Annotated in this window: 11 protein-coding genes and 2 pseudogenes; 4 read left to right on the top strand and 9 right to left on the bottom strand. The window is 59.2% G+C overall.

The window, feature by feature from the left end; translation table 11 throughout:
- Position 1: 1 nt before the first annotated feature.
- From FHK95_RS16225 to FHK95_RS16205, 6 genes and pseudogenes are all read right to left on the bottom strand, one after another.
- Positions 2-1,591, bottom strand: coding sequence for an ABC-F family ATPase (locus FHK95_RS16225; protein WP_150305682.1), 1,590 nt, complete (start codon positions 1,589-1,591; stop codon positions 2-4).
- 166 nt (positions 1,592-1,757) lie between these two features.
- Complete coding sequence (chrA, locus tag FHK95_RS16220; protein ID WP_150305681.1) at positions 1,758-2,954, bottom strand: chromate efflux transporter; 1,197 nt, start codon at positions 2,952-2,954, stop codon at positions 1,758-1,760.
- 134 nt (positions 2,955-3,088) lie between these two features.
- Positions 3,089-3,958, bottom strand: a complete 870-nt coding sequence (locus FHK95_RS20515) for a methyl-accepting chemotaxis protein (RefSeq protein ID WP_408003637.1) — start codon at positions 3,956-3,958, stop codon at positions 3,089-3,091.
- A pseudogene (locus FHK95_RS20510) lies at positions 3,953-4,093 on the bottom strand (HAMP domain-containing protein); the annotation flags it as partial. The gene FHK95_RS20515 and the pseudogene FHK95_RS20510, both read right to left, overlap by 6 nt.
- Before the next feature lie 997 nt (positions 4,094-5,090).
- Positions 5,091-6,134, bottom strand: coding sequence for a glycosyltransferase family 2 protein (locus tag FHK95_RS16210; protein WP_150305679.1), 1,044 nt, complete (start codon positions 6,132-6,134; stop codon positions 5,091-5,093).
- Between the two features lie 653 nt (positions 6,135-6,787).
- A pseudogene (locus FHK95_RS16205) lies at positions 6,788-6,937 on the bottom strand (general stress protein); the annotation flags it as partial.
- Positions 6,938-7,418: 481 nt separating this feature from the next.
- Between FHK95_RS16205 and FHK95_RS16200 the strand changes: the two are divergent.
- From FHK95_RS16200 to FHK95_RS16185, 4 genes are all read left to right on the top strand, one after another.
- Positions 7,419-8,621 (top strand): porin, encoded by a 1,203-nt coding sequence (locus FHK95_RS16200; protein ID WP_150305677.1) that lies wholly within the window; start codon positions 7,419-7,421, stop codon positions 8,619-8,621.
- 8 nt (positions 8,622-8,629) lie between these two features.
- Positions 8,630-9,055 (top strand): type 2 periplasmic-binding domain-containing protein, encoded by a 426-nt coding sequence (locus FHK95_RS16195; protein ID WP_150305676.1) that lies wholly within the window; start codon positions 8,630-8,632, stop codon positions 9,053-9,055.
- A gap of 17 nt (positions 9,056-9,072) precedes the next feature.
- A complete protein-coding gene (locus FHK95_RS16190) occupies positions 9,073-10,641 on the top strand; it encodes a GGDEF domain-containing protein (protein WP_150305675.1) in 1,569 nt (522 codons plus the stop codon).
- A gap of 120 nt (positions 10,642-10,761) precedes the next feature.
- The gene (locus FHK95_RS16185; RefSeq protein WP_150305674.1) at positions 10,762-11,313 is read left to right on the top strand and encodes an ATP-dependent Clp protease proteolytic subunit; all 552 of its coding nucleotides are present in this window, start codon (positions 10,762-10,764) and stop codon (positions 11,311-11,313) included.
- 300 nt (positions 11,314-11,613) lie between these two features.
- On the opposite strand, the gene FHK95_RS16180 is transcribed toward FHK95_RS16185, so the two are convergent.
- The 3 genes from FHK95_RS16180 to FHK95_RS16170 all read right to left on the bottom strand — a co-directional run bounded on the left by FHK95_RS16180 (position 11,614) and on the right by FHK95_RS16170 (position 14,857).
- Positions 11,614-12,150, bottom strand: a complete 537-nt coding sequence (locus FHK95_RS16180) for a DUF1523 family protein (RefSeq protein WP_150305673.1) — start codon at positions 12,148-12,150, stop codon at positions 11,614-11,616.
- 109 nt (positions 12,151-12,259) lie between these two features.
- Complete coding sequence (locus FHK95_RS16175; protein WP_408003634.1) at positions 12,260-14,029, bottom strand: protein kinase domain-containing protein; 1,770 nt, start codon at positions 14,027-14,029, stop codon at positions 12,260-12,262.
- On the bottom strand, positions 14,030-14,857 hold the full coding sequence (locus FHK95_RS16170) for a formate/nitrite transporter family protein (RefSeq protein WP_150305672.1): 828 nt from the start codon (positions 14,855-14,857) through the stop codon (positions 14,030-14,032).
- Positions 14,858-14,879 lie beyond the last annotated feature (22 nt).

Genomic DNA, 14,879 nt, shown 5'->3' with positions numbered 1-14,879 from the left:
CTCAGGAGGCGATGCCAATCTCGCGCAGGTAGTCTTCGTAGGTGCCGCTGAAGTCGGTCACGCCGTCTGGGGACAACTCGATAATGCGCGTGGCCAGACTGGAGACGAACTCACGGTCATGGCTGACGAAAATCAGTGTGCCGTCGTAATTGTCCAGGGCCAGGTTCAGCGCCTCGATGGATTCCATATCAAGGTGGTTGGTGGGTTCGTCCATGATCATCACATTGGCCCTTTTCAGGATCATCTTGCCGAACAGCATGCGGCCCTGCTCGCCACCGGAGATCACCTTGACCGACTTGTCGATGTCGTCGTTGGAAAACAGCATGCGGCCAAGTGTGCCGCGTACCATCTGCTCGCCACCCTGGGTCCACTGCGACATCCATTCGAACAGGTTGCAGTCGTACTTGAAGTCATCGCCGTGCTCCTGGGCGAAGTAGCCCAGGTCAGCGCTCTCGGCCCATTTCACGGTGCCGGCCAGCGGCTCCATCTCGCGTACCAGGGTGCGTAGCAGGGTGGTCTTGCCAACACCGTTGGGCCCGATGATGGCTACCCGTTCCCCGGCTTCGATCTGCAGGCTGAGGTTCTTGAACAACGGCACACCATCAAACCCCTGGCTGACCTTGTCCAGAATGACGGCCTGGCGGTGCAGTTTCTTGTTCTGCTCGAAGCGGATGAAAGGGCTGATGCGGCTGGAGGGCTTGACCTCGTCCAGCTGAATCTTGTCGATCTGCTTGGCGCGGCTGGTGGCCTGCTTGGCCTTGGAGGCGTTGGCAGAGAAGCGGCTGACAAAGGTCTGCAGCTCGGCGATCTGCGCCTTCTTCTTGGCGTTGTCGGAGAGCAGGCGGTCGCGGGCCTGAGTCGAGGCGGTCATGTATTCGTCATAGTTGCCGGGGAACAGCCGCAGCTCGCGGAAATCCAGGTCAGCCATGTGCGTACACACACTGTTCAGGAAGTGGCGGTCGTGGGAAATGATGATCATGGTGCTGTTGCGCGAGGTCAGTATGCCTTCCAGCCAGCGGATGGTGTTGATGTCCAGGTGGTTGGTCGGCTCGTCGAGCAGCAGTACTTCCGGATTGGAAAACAGCGCCTGCGCCAGCAATACCCGGAGTTTCCAGCCTGGAGCGACCTCGCTCATCGGGCCGCCATGCTGATCCAGCGGAATACCCAGGCCCAGCAGCAATTCGCCGGCGCGGGACTCGGCGGTGTAGCCGTCCATCTCGGCAAATTCGGTTTCCAGTTCGGCCACCTTCATGCCGTCCGCTTCGCTCATTTCCGGGAGCGAATAGATGCGATCGCGCTCGGCATGCACTTTCCATAGCTCTTCATGGCCCATGATCACCGTATCCAGCACGCTGAAGTCTTCATAAGCGAACTGATCCTGGCGCAGCTTGCCGAGGCGCACGTTGGGTTCGAGCATAACCTGACCGCCAGAAGGCTCCAGATCTCCGCCGAGAATTTTCATGAACGTCGACTTGCCACTGCCGTTGGCGCCGATCAGACCGTAGCGATTGCCGCCGGTGAATTTGACGGAAACGTTCTCGAAAAGGGGTTTTGCCCCGAATTGCATGGTGATATTCGCGGTTGAAATCAAGATGAAGCCCTGCGGGAAAAGAGAGAAGTCGGTGCCGGCCGGCGTACAGAAGGGAGCACCGGAAAAGCGAGTCGGAAAAGCGAACCGCGTATTCTACGTCTTAAGTGCGATGAGTAACAGGGCAGACCGATGAGCGTGCAGCAGGCGCCCGCTCAGGCGGGGCGGCTCAGATCACGATGCCGATGACGCCACAGCCCAGCACCACCAGCCACGCAGGCATCTTCCAGCGGGTCAGCGCGATGAGCGCAGCCAAGGCCAAAGCAAAATCCGCTGGGTCGTGAATCGCGCTGGTCCACACCGGATCGTACAGCGCCGCCAGTAACAGCCCCACCACCGCGGCATTGATACCCATGAGCGCCGCCTGCACGCGCCGACGGCGACGCAAGGCTTCCCAGAACGGCAGGGCGCCGGCGATCAGCAGGAACGACGGCAGGAAGATCGCCAGCAAGGCAATCAGTCCGCCAAGCCAACCGCTCGGCGCGCTGTTCATTGAGGCGCCAAGGTAGGCGGCGAAGGTAAAGAGCGGGCCGGGTACTGCCTGAGCGGCGCCATACCCGGCCAGAAAGGTATTGTTGTCGACCCAGCCGGGCGGCACGACCTCGGCCTGCAGCAGCGGCAGTACGACATGGCCGCCGCCGAATACCAGCGACCCGCTGCGATAAAAAGCGTCAACCAGCGCCAGCGTTTGCGACGCAAAGGCGCCAGCAAGCAGCGGCAATCCCAGTAAGAGCACGGCGAAGAGCGTCAACCAGAGACTGCCCGCGCGTCGGCTCACTGCGACCGGCAAGGCCTCATGTTCGGTATCGGCAGGCGGCGTGAACAGCCATGTGCCGAGGAGACCGGCGATGACAATGACCGCTACCTGAGCGAGCGGATTGTGCATCAGCAGCACCAGACAGGTAGCCGCCAGCATGAGGCTGATGCGCGGTGTGTCCGGGCACAGATTGCGGCCCATGCCCCAGACCGCCTGCGCCACCACCGCCACGGCAACAATCTTGAGCCCGTCCAGCACGCCGCCGGGCAGCGCCTCACCCCAGGCATTCAGTCCCAGGGCAAAAGCGATGAGTAACATCGCCGAGGGCAAGGTAAATCCGCACCATGCCGCAACCACTCCGGGGTAACCGCCGCGTGTCAGTCCCAGCGCCATGCCGACCTGACTGCTCGCCGGGCCAGGCAGGAACTGGCATAGCGCAACCAGATCAGCATAGCTTTTCTCGCTGAGCCAACGGCGTCGATTGACGAACTCCTCGCGGAAGTAGCCCAGGTGAGCCACCGGTCCGCCGAAGGAGGTCAGGCCCAGACGCAGGAATATCAGAAAGATCTGCCAGCTATGTTCCGCAGGATGTGCGGGGTTGGTCGTCATGCGCAACGCCTCTTAACGGTTACCGGTAGGCGCCGCCTGCTTGCAGGGCATCAGTCGCGTATCTCGAAGCATGGTGAACCGCTAGCCTAGTGCGCATGCGTCGATCGGACAATGGTCGATTCGCGTACGAGCGATCAGGCATGGTGGGAAAACCGCGCCAGGGCCTGCTCCATGACCTGCGCCTGGCCAGTAATGGACTCGCTGGCGCTGGCGTTGTGGGTGACCTGTTCGGCGCTGCGGCGGAGCAACTGGCTGAAGCCGCCGATGCGCAGATTGATCTCGGCGACGGCGGTGGTCTGTTGTTCGATCGCGGTGGCAATTTCTCCGGTCTTGCCGCTCAACTCATGCATGCCGCTGGTGATAGCCTGGAACGCGTCGAGAATGCCGCCGGCATTGGTCGCCGCGGTTTCGCTCTCCGTCAGGCTCTGACTCATCATCGCAGCGGCTTGCCTGGCGGTCTGCTGCAGCGCGTTTACCTGGCCGGCAATCTCCCGTGCAGACTGCTGTGAGCGGTGGGCCAGGTTGCGCACTTCGTCGGCGACCACGGCAAAGCCTCGGCCATTCTCGCCCGCCCGCGCTGCTTCGATGGACGCATTCAATGCCAGCAGGTTGGTCTGCTCCGCGATAGCGCCAAGCACGTCGAGAATGTGGGTGATCCCTGTGCTGTCCTGCTCCAGCTGAAGCACTGCGGTTGACGTATCCCGCGCTGTGCCGGCCAGCGCATGCAGGGAGGCGATGTTGGCTTCGACCAGGCGTGCGCCATGCCCGACCTGCTCCTGTGCCAGAACGGCGATACGTTCGCCCTCGGTGCAATTGCGGCTGACATCCTGCATCGAGTACTCCATCTCATCGATAGCCCCGGCGAACTGCTCGACATGCGCCTGCTGCTCACTCAGTGAGCTGGCCGCGTCGCGACTGTTGACCGATAGCTGAGCGGAGGAGGAGACGATCAGGTCACTGCTCTGGCGTATCTGCTGGTTGAGTTGTTGAAAGCTCTCCAGCATCTCGTTGAATACGCGTCCGGCCTGATTGATCTCATCGTCGCCGGTCTGCCTGAAGCGCGCGGACATGTCTTTGGTATCTCGCACATGTTGCAGGGTGCGGGTTAGTGCTTCGATCGGACGCATGATGGCGCGCATCAACGCCCAGGCCACGGCGAGGAAGGCCACGACAATGGCGGCGCTCAGGCCCAGTTCAAGGCTACGAAAGCGGGCTTCGCGCTGCTGCATGGAATGCTGGTTGAGCTGCAGTAATTGATCGACCCGATCACGGAACAGCCCCAGCGACTCATTCAGTACCACCCGCACACCCTTGGAGTCGTCGATGCCCAATTGCTCGGTGATCAGGACCAGGCTCATGAAAAGGTCTTTGTACTGGCTGAACAGGTCCTGCAGCAGCGGCAGATTTGCCGGGTCGGTGGCTGCAAAGTCACGCGCCAGATAGCGCCCGATCTGCCGGTGGATTTTCAGAAAGCGCGAGGACTGTGCCAGGTCGCCCTCCAGGCGGAAGCGCAGCACCGGGGCTGCCAGCAACTCGCTCTTGCTGATCAGTTCGGCATCGAACTCCTGGTCGGCAATGACTGAGATCTGGGTATAAACCCGATCCAGTTCGCCGAGCAGCCCCTGCGACGGCTCAAAGCCGATCTGCGTCCAATAGCTGCGCAGGCTGTCGAAATGTTCGGCGATTTCGGCCTGCTGCGCGATCAGTTGCTCCAGCCCGAGCTCGGCGTCGGGCAGCCCGGCGTCCTGCTGCAGTGTCTGCAGAACGGGCCAGCCGGCGCTCAGTTCAAGCAGTGATCGCTCGATGCGCTCGCCGAGACGGGTGTCCGGGTCACGGGCAAACGCCGCCAGGTCTGCCTCCAGCCTGGCCATGCTGAAGGCCGTCTCGCTGAGTTGCTGTTCGAGGTGTTGGAAGCCCCGCTCGACCTGCTTGATATACACCCCGCAGGCGTATAGCAAACCGATGCCGGCCAGCCCGAGGCACACCAGCATCGCTGTCTTTTGCCTGATCGTCATTGTTATCCCTGACCGCTGGTGAAGAATTGGCTGGAGATGGCGGCACTATGCCTTTATCTCCAGCCGGGGCAGTCTAGGGATGGGGTGTGACAGGTTGATGACTCAATGCGGCGGGGTAGCCTCAGGACGAAGCAATCGCCAGGGGCTGCTGATAGAACCGGGCTTCACAGAAAGTTAGCAGCGTAAAGTCGTCGGGCTGCTCCCATTTGGCGGTGCTGCCAGGGGCAAAGCTATTCACGGTGACGCCCAGATTCTCGAAGGGAGCATCCACCGACTCGATACCGGGATAAAACGTGCTGCTTTCGAGCAAGCCTCTGAAGACGATGCCGGCTTTAGCGAAGTGCCCCTGCCCCAGTAGTTTCATTGCGACCTTGCATTGGTGGAGTACCGATATGACCACCCGGCGTGGTCGATAGTATTTGCGCGCTACGAACACCTCGTTACGCACGTAATGCCGGTGGTATTTCACCCGGTTCGGGTTGCTCTCGGCGACGATATCGATTGCCCCGTTCTCCTGGCGCAGGTGCACGACCTTGCTGTTTCCCACTATGAAACCGGGGGCATTTTCGGTGATGCGCAGGGTGTATTCAGTATCCTCGCCCCAGATGAACATGGATGCGATAGGCAGGCCATAACTGGCCAGCGTGCGACGCGGAACCAGGATAGAAACAAAAGTTGCCCGGCGCACGGGAGCCAGACCGTGTTCAAGGGTCAGGGGCCAGTTTTCGTAGGCAATTCGGTTGGGGCGTTGATCAATGCTGGGCGCATTGGTCACCAGGCCAGACTCGGTGTAGGCAGTCGATAACAGAAACGCGGGTTCGATGGCCTTTTCAGACAACAGCGTGTCGGCGTTCAGCAGCTGTTCCAGCGCATCCTCGGCTGGAATTACATCATCGTCCATCATCCAGATCTGATCGGCTCCGCTCTGATAGGCAAGACGGAAACCGGCATTGAACCCGCCCGAGGCGCCAATATTCTCGGAGAGGCGGTGGATTGTCACATTGCGCATGGGCAGCTGGCGGAGCATCTGTTCTGTGCCGTCAGTGCTGGCGTTATCAATAATAATGACTTCATCACAGGGCCGAGTCTGGCTTTTTACGGCGTCAAGGCACTGGTTAAGGAGGTCTTTCCGGTTGTAGGTCAGAATTACTGCTGCGATCTTCATTTCATCCTCCTTACGAGTGTTGCGTCCAGATTGTCTCTTCTACGACCTGGTGGTTAACTACCACCGGTTGCCGGGCTAGAACACCCACCGTTGTTGGGGGGCAGGGCTCTGCACAAACTGGTTATCGGTCGTGCGCATTACGGGTGGTGCGACCTCTGAGTGCCGCTGGAACTTCCATTCGACGTTGCTGATATGGCCGTCATAATGGAGAGGGGCGCGCGCTTCAGTTTTATCGAAGCTATTCTGCAAAAAGAGACTCAGCACGGCTCCCAGTAAAAGGGCGATCGCTAGTGGGACAAGGGAAGCCGCGCGGTATTCCATTTTTAATTTTCCTTTCGTCAGAATTGCTGAATGTGGTGCACCGTTAGATCAGCAAAAGCCATGCCAAAGGAGTGAAGCGCCCAGTTTCCTTGTTTATCAGTGGGTTAGGCCATGCAGCACATGAAGGGGTCATTGCATTTTGCACGATGGCCAAATAATACCCGTGCAATTAGCATGATTTTGTATTGCCATTACATGATGTCTCGTTCACGAGACGGCTTGGTAGTCGGCGAATGAGCGGATTTCCTGGGCTGCAAACGAGGCTGGAGTTAGGCGGGATGCTGTCGAAAAGCCATTAAAAACGGAGGCCGTAGCCTCCGTCTGTGGGTGCGTTAACTGCGGCCGCCACCACGGCTGTTCTGGCCGCCTTTTTTGCCGGCTTCCGAAGCCTTCGTGCGGTCGTTGGCGAAGTTTCCGCCACTGTTGCTGCCGCCTTTTTTGCCGGCTTCTGATGCTTTCTCCCGGTCATTGGCAAAATTGCCGGGGTTTTTGTTGGTAGCCATGTATCAATCTCCTCACTGTTGTCAGGGACATACACGAACGATCGGTTATCGATCGCTCTTATGGATTCGACCTGTCTGTTAAGCGAAGTTCCTGATTTGAAAGGGAAAGCTAATTCCAAATTGACGCTAAAACCCGCTTTGAAATAGCCAGGGCTCTGAGCCGTGCGCTGGCTTGCGCGCGCTTGCTACGCACAAACGGGCCTACTGGCTGACGAGCGGCTTCAAGGGCATGTTTCAGCGGCCGACAACCTTTAAACGCCCTTCGATTGCATGATCGTTAATGCCATAACGAGGGCGCGCCTTGCCGCGACGATCAGCCAGAGCGGGAACTGATTGAAAGCGTCCTGGGTTGACTCCGCGCGTGCGGTCTCGAGTGTCTCGCATTGATACATGGAGGTTCCCTTCGGTCCTCCGTAGAATAATCACCACATGGTTCGTTATCCATCACCGAGAATTTAAGATGTCTTCACGGTATTTGTTAGCTGGGCTGGCGATGCTCGGCTGCAGTAGCACGCTGGCCGCCGACCTGTTTGATGATCGCGTCACGCTTAGGGGGTTCGGCACTCTCGGGTTAACCCAAAACAGCAGCGATGAAGCCGGCTATATCCGCGATATCGGCCAGCCCGATGGCCCGGCCGGCACCTGGAGCGCGCATGTGGATACCCGCCTAGGTCTGCAGCTGGATTGGCGGATCAACGACCAACTGACCGCTGTGGTGCAGGGGCGTAGCCGCTACAACTACGAAGGCCGTTACCAGCCGGAGCTTTCGTGGGCTTTCCTGCGCTATGCGCCGGACCCTGCCGTGCAGTTACGCCTGGGCCGCATTGGGCTGGATACCTATATGCTCTCCGATTCGCGGGACGTGGGTTATTCCTATCTCTGGGCGCGGCCCCCGGTGGATTACTACGGTTACCGTTATCTGTCGCACATAGACGGCGGCGATATTACCCTCATCCGTCCGGTCGGCCATGGCTTACTGTGGGGCAAGTTTTACGCGGGGGTGGCTGACGAAAAGGTCCCTTCAGCGCTGGGCGATGGGGCGGTATTCGATGCCGGCGGCAGCACGGTGATCGGTGGTCACATCAATTATGAGTGGGACAACTGGCGGGTGCAGCTGGGTACGACCAAGGTCAAGCATCAACTGGAGGCTTCGGATGCGTACATGCGAGACCTTGATAGTCTGGAAATGTACTGCTCCTTCTCGCCGGAGTGCGACCCCGCACTGCCGGAATACATCCGCTCTACCTTCGATTCGCACAACATCTATATAACCTCTGTGGGAGTGGCCTATGATCGCGGCCCGCTGCAGGTCCAGGCCATGCTCAGTCATCTTGATCGCACAGGGAATGAAACCGATGTCGATGCTGCATTCATATCGGTCGGCTACCGAATCAAGTCCATTACCCCTTACGTGACGCTCTCCGGGTCGCGCACCGACGGGTTCGCCTATCGTGATATCGGTGTCGAGCTGGATGGTGAGGGCGGGCTGACCCAGCAGACCCTATCAGTGGGTGCCCGTTACGACCTGGCAAAGAACCTGGCCCTCAAGACGCAGCTGGACTATCTGAATGCAGATCAAAGCGGGCTGCTGGCCCGCAACATCAAGCCTGATTGGGACGGCAACGCGACGATCTTCTCTATCAACCTGGACTTCATTTTCTAGGTGCTGATATGAAGATTCTTTCAGTCGCGTTCTTATCATGCCTTCTGCTAGCAGGGTTCGCCCGGGCGGATATCGCCGTGGTGGTCACGGTCGATAGTCCCCTGCGGACTGTCAGTCAGAATGACTTGATCAACGTTTTCATGGGTCGTTACCGCCGACTGCCCACAGGCGAAACGGCATTGCCGGTTGATCTGTCGCCATTGAAAGCGCGGTTTTATCGCGCTCTGGTAGACAAGGACCTGGCGGAGATCAACTCCTACTGGGCGCGCTTGATTTTCTCTGGTCAGGCTTCACCACCCCTGCAAATGCAGGAATCAGATGAGATGCTGCAGTACATTCGCCGCAACCCCGGGGCGCTGGGCTATCTGGACGCAGCCGCAGTGCCCGATGATGTGCGCATTGTGTTGCAATTGTCGGAGCGCCAGGCTCCGTGATCCGCCTGGCGAGGCTATTGCGTAGACGCCTCGCGTTGCGCAGCGCCGCACTGACCTTGCTAGCGGTGGCATTGCTGGGGATTGCCTCGCTGACGGGTGCGATTCTGGTCAGCGAGAGCCGGGAGCGGGGGCGTCAGTATGAGCGCCTCGAAGAGCTGCTCAATACCGTCGAACGGACGGTGCAGATCGCCTGCTTTCTTGACGACAAGGTCCTGGCCGCGGAAGTCGCCAACGGCCTGCTCAGCAACCGTATCGTGGGCCATGTCAGCGTCATCCAGGGCAGCGACGTATTGGCACAGGGAGGCCCGACCGACGACAGGCATGCGGGCAATCGGCCGCTGGAGCGGGCGATCATGTCGCCGTTCGTGGCTGCCGAGCAGGTATGCAGCATTGAACTGACCCCGGATGAGCAGGAGATCAGTCGCTCGGTCATGCGTGCCTCGCTGTTCACCGGGATTGTACTGACGCTGCAACTGATTGCGATTGGTATCGTCGTGGTGCTGGTGGTTTTACGCCTGATCATCCTGCCGATCACTCGCGTTTCGCTGCGACTTGAGAGCCTGGCACCGGAAAGTGGCGAGAAGCTTAATACGCCACCCGGCAACAGGGACGATGAGCTCGGCCGTCTGGTCGGCAGCGTTAACGGCATGATCGATCATCTGGTGACCTCCATCCATGATGAGCGCACCCTGCGCCTGCAGCGTGAAGTGGATGAGCGCCGCTTTCGCTCCATTGTCGAAAATGTAGAGACCGGTATTTTCGAGCTGAGCAGCGAAGGGCGCATGCTGTCCGCCAACCCTGCGTTCCGCCGCCTGTTCAACCTGGACCAAGCACTTGATCTTGACGTACAGGATCTGCGCTTCGCTGAGTTTGTGGGTGAAGAGAAAGAACGGGTAAATACCATGCTGGTACAGCTGGTGAATTATGGCCGGCCATGCAATATCGAATTGAAACTCGAAACGGGCGAGTATCCGCGCTGGGTCAGTGTCCTGCTTAACCGCTTCGAGGACGATCGCTTGCAAGGCGTGGCCAATGATGTGACCGAGCGGCAGATGGCCGCTCACGCCGCCGAACACATGGCGATAACCGATCTGCTCACCGGCCTGGGTAACCGCCGCGGGCTGATGAAGCGGCTCGACCAGTCGATGCGGATCGTGCAGAGCGATCCGGGTTATAGCTGTGGCCTGGTAATGCTCGATCTGGACAAGTTCAAACAGGCCAACGATACCTATGGCCACGCAATAGGCGACAGGGTTCTGCAGCACGTGGCGAAGCTACTGACCGATCTGGTGCGCCAGGCTGATTATGTATCGCGCCTGGGCGGTGACGAGTTCGTCGTGCTGCTGGAGGGCACCACCAGGCGTGAGGCTATTGCGCGGATCCTTGATCGTTTCCTCCAACGGGTCAATGAACCTATCAGGTTCGATCCCGACATCGAGGTAAGCATCAGCGCCAGCCTCGGGGTGGCCATTCTGGATGTGAACGCTCAATCGGCGGAGGAGGTACTTCAGCGTGCCGACAGCGCTATGTACGAAGCAAAACATGCCGGCCGCAACTGCTACCGCTTCCACCCCAGCTTGGGGTAGAGCGCGGCGATGACAGAAGGTTGGGGCTGGGTGGTCTACGCTTTATTGAGTTCCGTCAAACAGGCTGAACCGCACCCGCGCGGGGGCTCATGATGGAGATCACCAGAGCTGAGGATCACCATGTCGTCATATGTCATACATTTCACCGGCCCAATCAATTCCTCGACCACCGGCCAACTCATCAGAAAATGTTCGGACGCCATCAATAACGGCGCGTCCGAACTGGTCATCAAGATTGCAACCATGGGGGGCGAATGCAGTTACGGGTTCTCGCTCTTCAATTTCCTGACTTCCTTGCCGATTCCGGTGCATACGCACAACCTGGGCACGGTCGAGTCCATGGGCAATATCATTTATCTGGCGGGCGAACGCCGCACGGCGTGTCGGCACAGCAAGTTCCTGATCCATCCGTTCAACTGGACCTTGCATGGCTCGATAGATCACGCACGCATGTCGGAGTACGCCATGAGCATGGAGTACGACTTGCAGCTGTTTGTCGAAATCGTCAAGGAACAAACCGGTGATGCCGGCGCGTCCCTGGATATCCTCAGCTATCTCACCGGCTCACCACGCATTCTTGATCCAGCCGAGGCACTAGCGACCGGAATTGTCCATGCGGTGGACGAGCTGGCCGCTCCGGTCGGCGCTACCATCTGTTGTATTCACGCCTGAGCATCGAACAGCCAGAACGTTTCCGGTGCACCGGAGTCGCACAAGGAAGGGCATCCGATCTCCTCTGTTTCACTCGGCTGCATTGACCGATGCAGCTGAACCCTGGCGGGCCCGACTGAATAACCATCTCAATGTGACGAGGACTGCCTGTTCCATGCGTGGTTTTTTCAATCCTATCCGTACGGCGTTGCTGGTGCTTACGGTAATCACCGTGGTGCTACTGGCAGTTTTCTGGCCGCCGCAAGCCTCAGCGCAGCAGGGCGTTCAATGGTGGTGCCATGATCAAGGCCATTGAGGGTGTTAAAGGGGCCTGTCTACGCCTGGCTGCGGGCGTCTACGCACCGCCAGGAACACCGCCATAATCACACCGCCGACCACCAGAAAGAACAGGATGTTGAAGATGGGTAGCGGCTCGTCCCGGGTGGCGGTGGCTTCGATGTCGGTAATGTTCGGAAACGTCGAGAACATCTGTAGGCGCCAGCCGTAATAGCGAATCAGCGCCAGTTGATTGCTGTCCCGCGAAAAATCCTGAGCGCGCGCCTGCACGTCGGCGGAGTCGAATTTGAAATACCAGGGAAAGCCCCAGCCGGTATCCTCGTTACGGTACACCCGCACCTTGTTGCTGTCGGGATTGGCGGTGTTGATGAAGTACATGTCGCGGGTGGGCCCCTCGGCCGGGTTCTCGGCATTGATCACGCCTTCATCATCGACCCGTTTGACCTCAACGCCGGTGACATGCACAACGTCATGTTTTGGCAGAACGTAATGCAGGCCCAGCGCTGCACTGATAACCAGGGCCACGATGACAACTGTGCTCAACCGCTTGATCCATCTCATCCGTCTACTCCGCTGACTGCTTCTGAATACCCACGAGTGTAGAGGATAGGCGCGGGGCAGAGGCTAAAGGTTTTTACCGGGTGAGCGATTTAATCTGTCTGGTCGCTATTCAGCGCATCAGCAGCAGAATAATGGCTACCAGTAACGCGGAGGAGATCCACTGCCAGACCAGTACAGGGTTGCGTTTGATCAATGGCGGGCGGGCGCGATTGGCCAATTCGCGGCTGGGGCGGCGTAGCGCGAAGACGAACTCGGAGAGCTCGGTGTACCGCTTGTTGGGGCTGGGCTGCAGCGCTTTCTTTAGCACCTCGTCGAGCCAGGCGGGAATCTCGCGATTGTCATCCAGCAGCGACTGGTATTTCAGCTTGTGCTGCGCGGCGCGGGTGCGGCATTTGGCGACTTCCGCTCCATAGGGCAGATTGCCGGTCAGCATCTGGTAGGTGATCACTGCCAGCGAAAACATGTCGGAAAGCGGCGTGCCGCTCTCGCCCAGAAAGTATTCCGGCGCCGTGTACTGGGCTGTACCGAGTATCTCGTTGTGTTGCACCGGCGCGGTGATCTCGGCCAGACCCGCCACCCTGGCGGAGCCAAAATCGATGATCTTCACCGTGCCGCTACTGTCGATCATGATGTTTTCCGGGCGCAGATCCTGGTGCAGCATTTCCGCGCGATGAAAGGCCTGCAGCCCCTTGGCAATCTGTTCGACGATGCCGCGAACGGTTTCGACATCCGGCGTCGGGTTGTCGAGCATCCATTGCCCCAGCGTCTGCCCTTCGATGTATTCGGTGACGGTATACAGGTACGTGCGCGGCCGATTGATCGGACAGGGCTTGAGTACATGGGCGCTGCGGATGCGCCCGGCAATCCACTCCTCCGTCAGAAAGCGTTCCAGATAGGCTGAATCGTCCTGCAGGTCGATAGACGGGGTTTTCAGAATGACAAAGCCGGGTTCCAGTGCATCCTCGGCCAGATACACATGACTGCGACTGCTGGCGTGCACGTCGCGGATAATCCGGTAGCCATCAAACACCTCTCCGGGCTGCAGGATGGGTGGCAGCGGCAGCTCGGTGAGTCGTTGATGCAGCTCTTCGGCGGCCTGATCCGGCAGCGCGTCGATACGAATGATCTGCGCAGTGAGATTATCCTCGCTGCCTTGCTCAAGCGCTTCCTCGACCATGCGTTGGGCGGCCAGGTCCAGATCCAGTGGGTTCGCTGCGATGGCGGCGAGCATGAAGCGGCTGCTGGCATGCTCGTACACACCGTCGGTGAGCAGCAGGAAGGTATCGCCGACGTCTACCTGCAGGGTGCGGTAGTCGATATCCAGCCAGGCATCGATGCCCAGCGCGCGGCTCAGGTAACTCTTGTCGGCCGAGACCCAGAGCCGGTGATCCTCGGTGAGCTGCTCCAGCGCGTTACCCTGTACCCGATAGATGCGCGCGTCGCCGACATGGAAGAGGTGCGCGGTACGCGATTTCACGACCATGGCGCTGAAGGTGCAAACGTAGCCGCGATCGAGATCGTAGCGGTACTGGCTCTGCCGGGTCTGCGCGTACAGCCAGGAGTTGGTCGCAGCCAGCACGCGCTGTACGGATTTCTTCACCGACCAGGTTTCGGCGGTGCAGTAGTAATCTTCGAGAAAACTGGCGACCGCCGACTGGCTGGCGATATGGCTGACGTCGCTGCTGCTGATGCCGTCCGCCAGCGCGATGGCGATGCCCTTGGAGCTGAGCAGCGGCTCGCAGGGGATGCACAGGCCGTGGAAATCCTGGTTGGTCTGCTTGCGGCCCTTGTCGGAATACTGGCCGACGGCAATGCGCAGGTGACCAGGCCCCGGGGCCTGATCATGGCCCAGCCGCAGACAGGGCTGGGACATAGTCATTTAGAGCGCTTTGGCCGCGTAATTAGGGCGCTTGGGCGCGGTTCTGATGTGTGTGGTGTAGAGCGTCAGACCGGTGAGTGACAAGCCACCGATCAGGTTACCGAGTACCACGGGTAATTCGTTCCAGATCAGGTAATCGGTTATTGAGAATCCGCCGCCCATGATCAGGCCCGAGGGAAACAGGAACATGTTGACCACCGAATGCTCGAAGCCCATCGCGAAGAACAGCATGATCGGCATCCACATGGCGATAACCTTGCCGCTGACGGTGGTGGAAATCATCGCACCGACCACACCCAGCGAGACCATCCAGTTACACAGCACGCCGCCGATGAACACTGTGAGCATGCCGGCCGCGCCGTACTGCTTGTAGCCGACCGTGCGGCTTTCACCGATGTTGGCGATCTTCTGACCCACTTCACCGGGTTCGATGGAGAATCCGTAGGTGAAGGTAATTGCCATCAATACCGCGACAGTCAAGGCGCCACAGAAATTGCCGAGAAACACCAGGCCCCAGTTCTTCAGCACGCCGCCTATGGTCACACCCGGGCGACGGTCGATCAGCGCCAGAGGGGTCAGCACGAAGACCCCGGTGAGCAGATCGAAGCCCAGCAGATAGAGCATGCAGAAGCCGACCGGGAACAGGATGGCGCCGACGATGGGGTAGCCGGTCTGGACTGAGATGGTCACCGCGAACACCGCGGCCAGCGCCAGGATAGCGCCGGCCATGAAGGCTCTGATCAGCACATCGCGGGTGGCCATGAAGATTTTTGATTCGCCTGCGTCGACCATTTTGGTGACGAATTCAGCGGGTACCAGATAGGACATAGTTATTCACTCTGAGTTGTCA

The organism is Pseudomonas saliphila, from assembly GCF_008638345.1.
GTDB classification, from domain to species: domain Bacteria; phylum Pseudomonadota; class Gammaproteobacteria; order Pseudomonadales; family Pseudomonadaceae; genus Halopseudomonas; species Halopseudomonas saliphila.
Note: the sequence above shows the minus strand (reverse complement) of the source record. Positions and strands in the feature narration are given on the sequence as shown.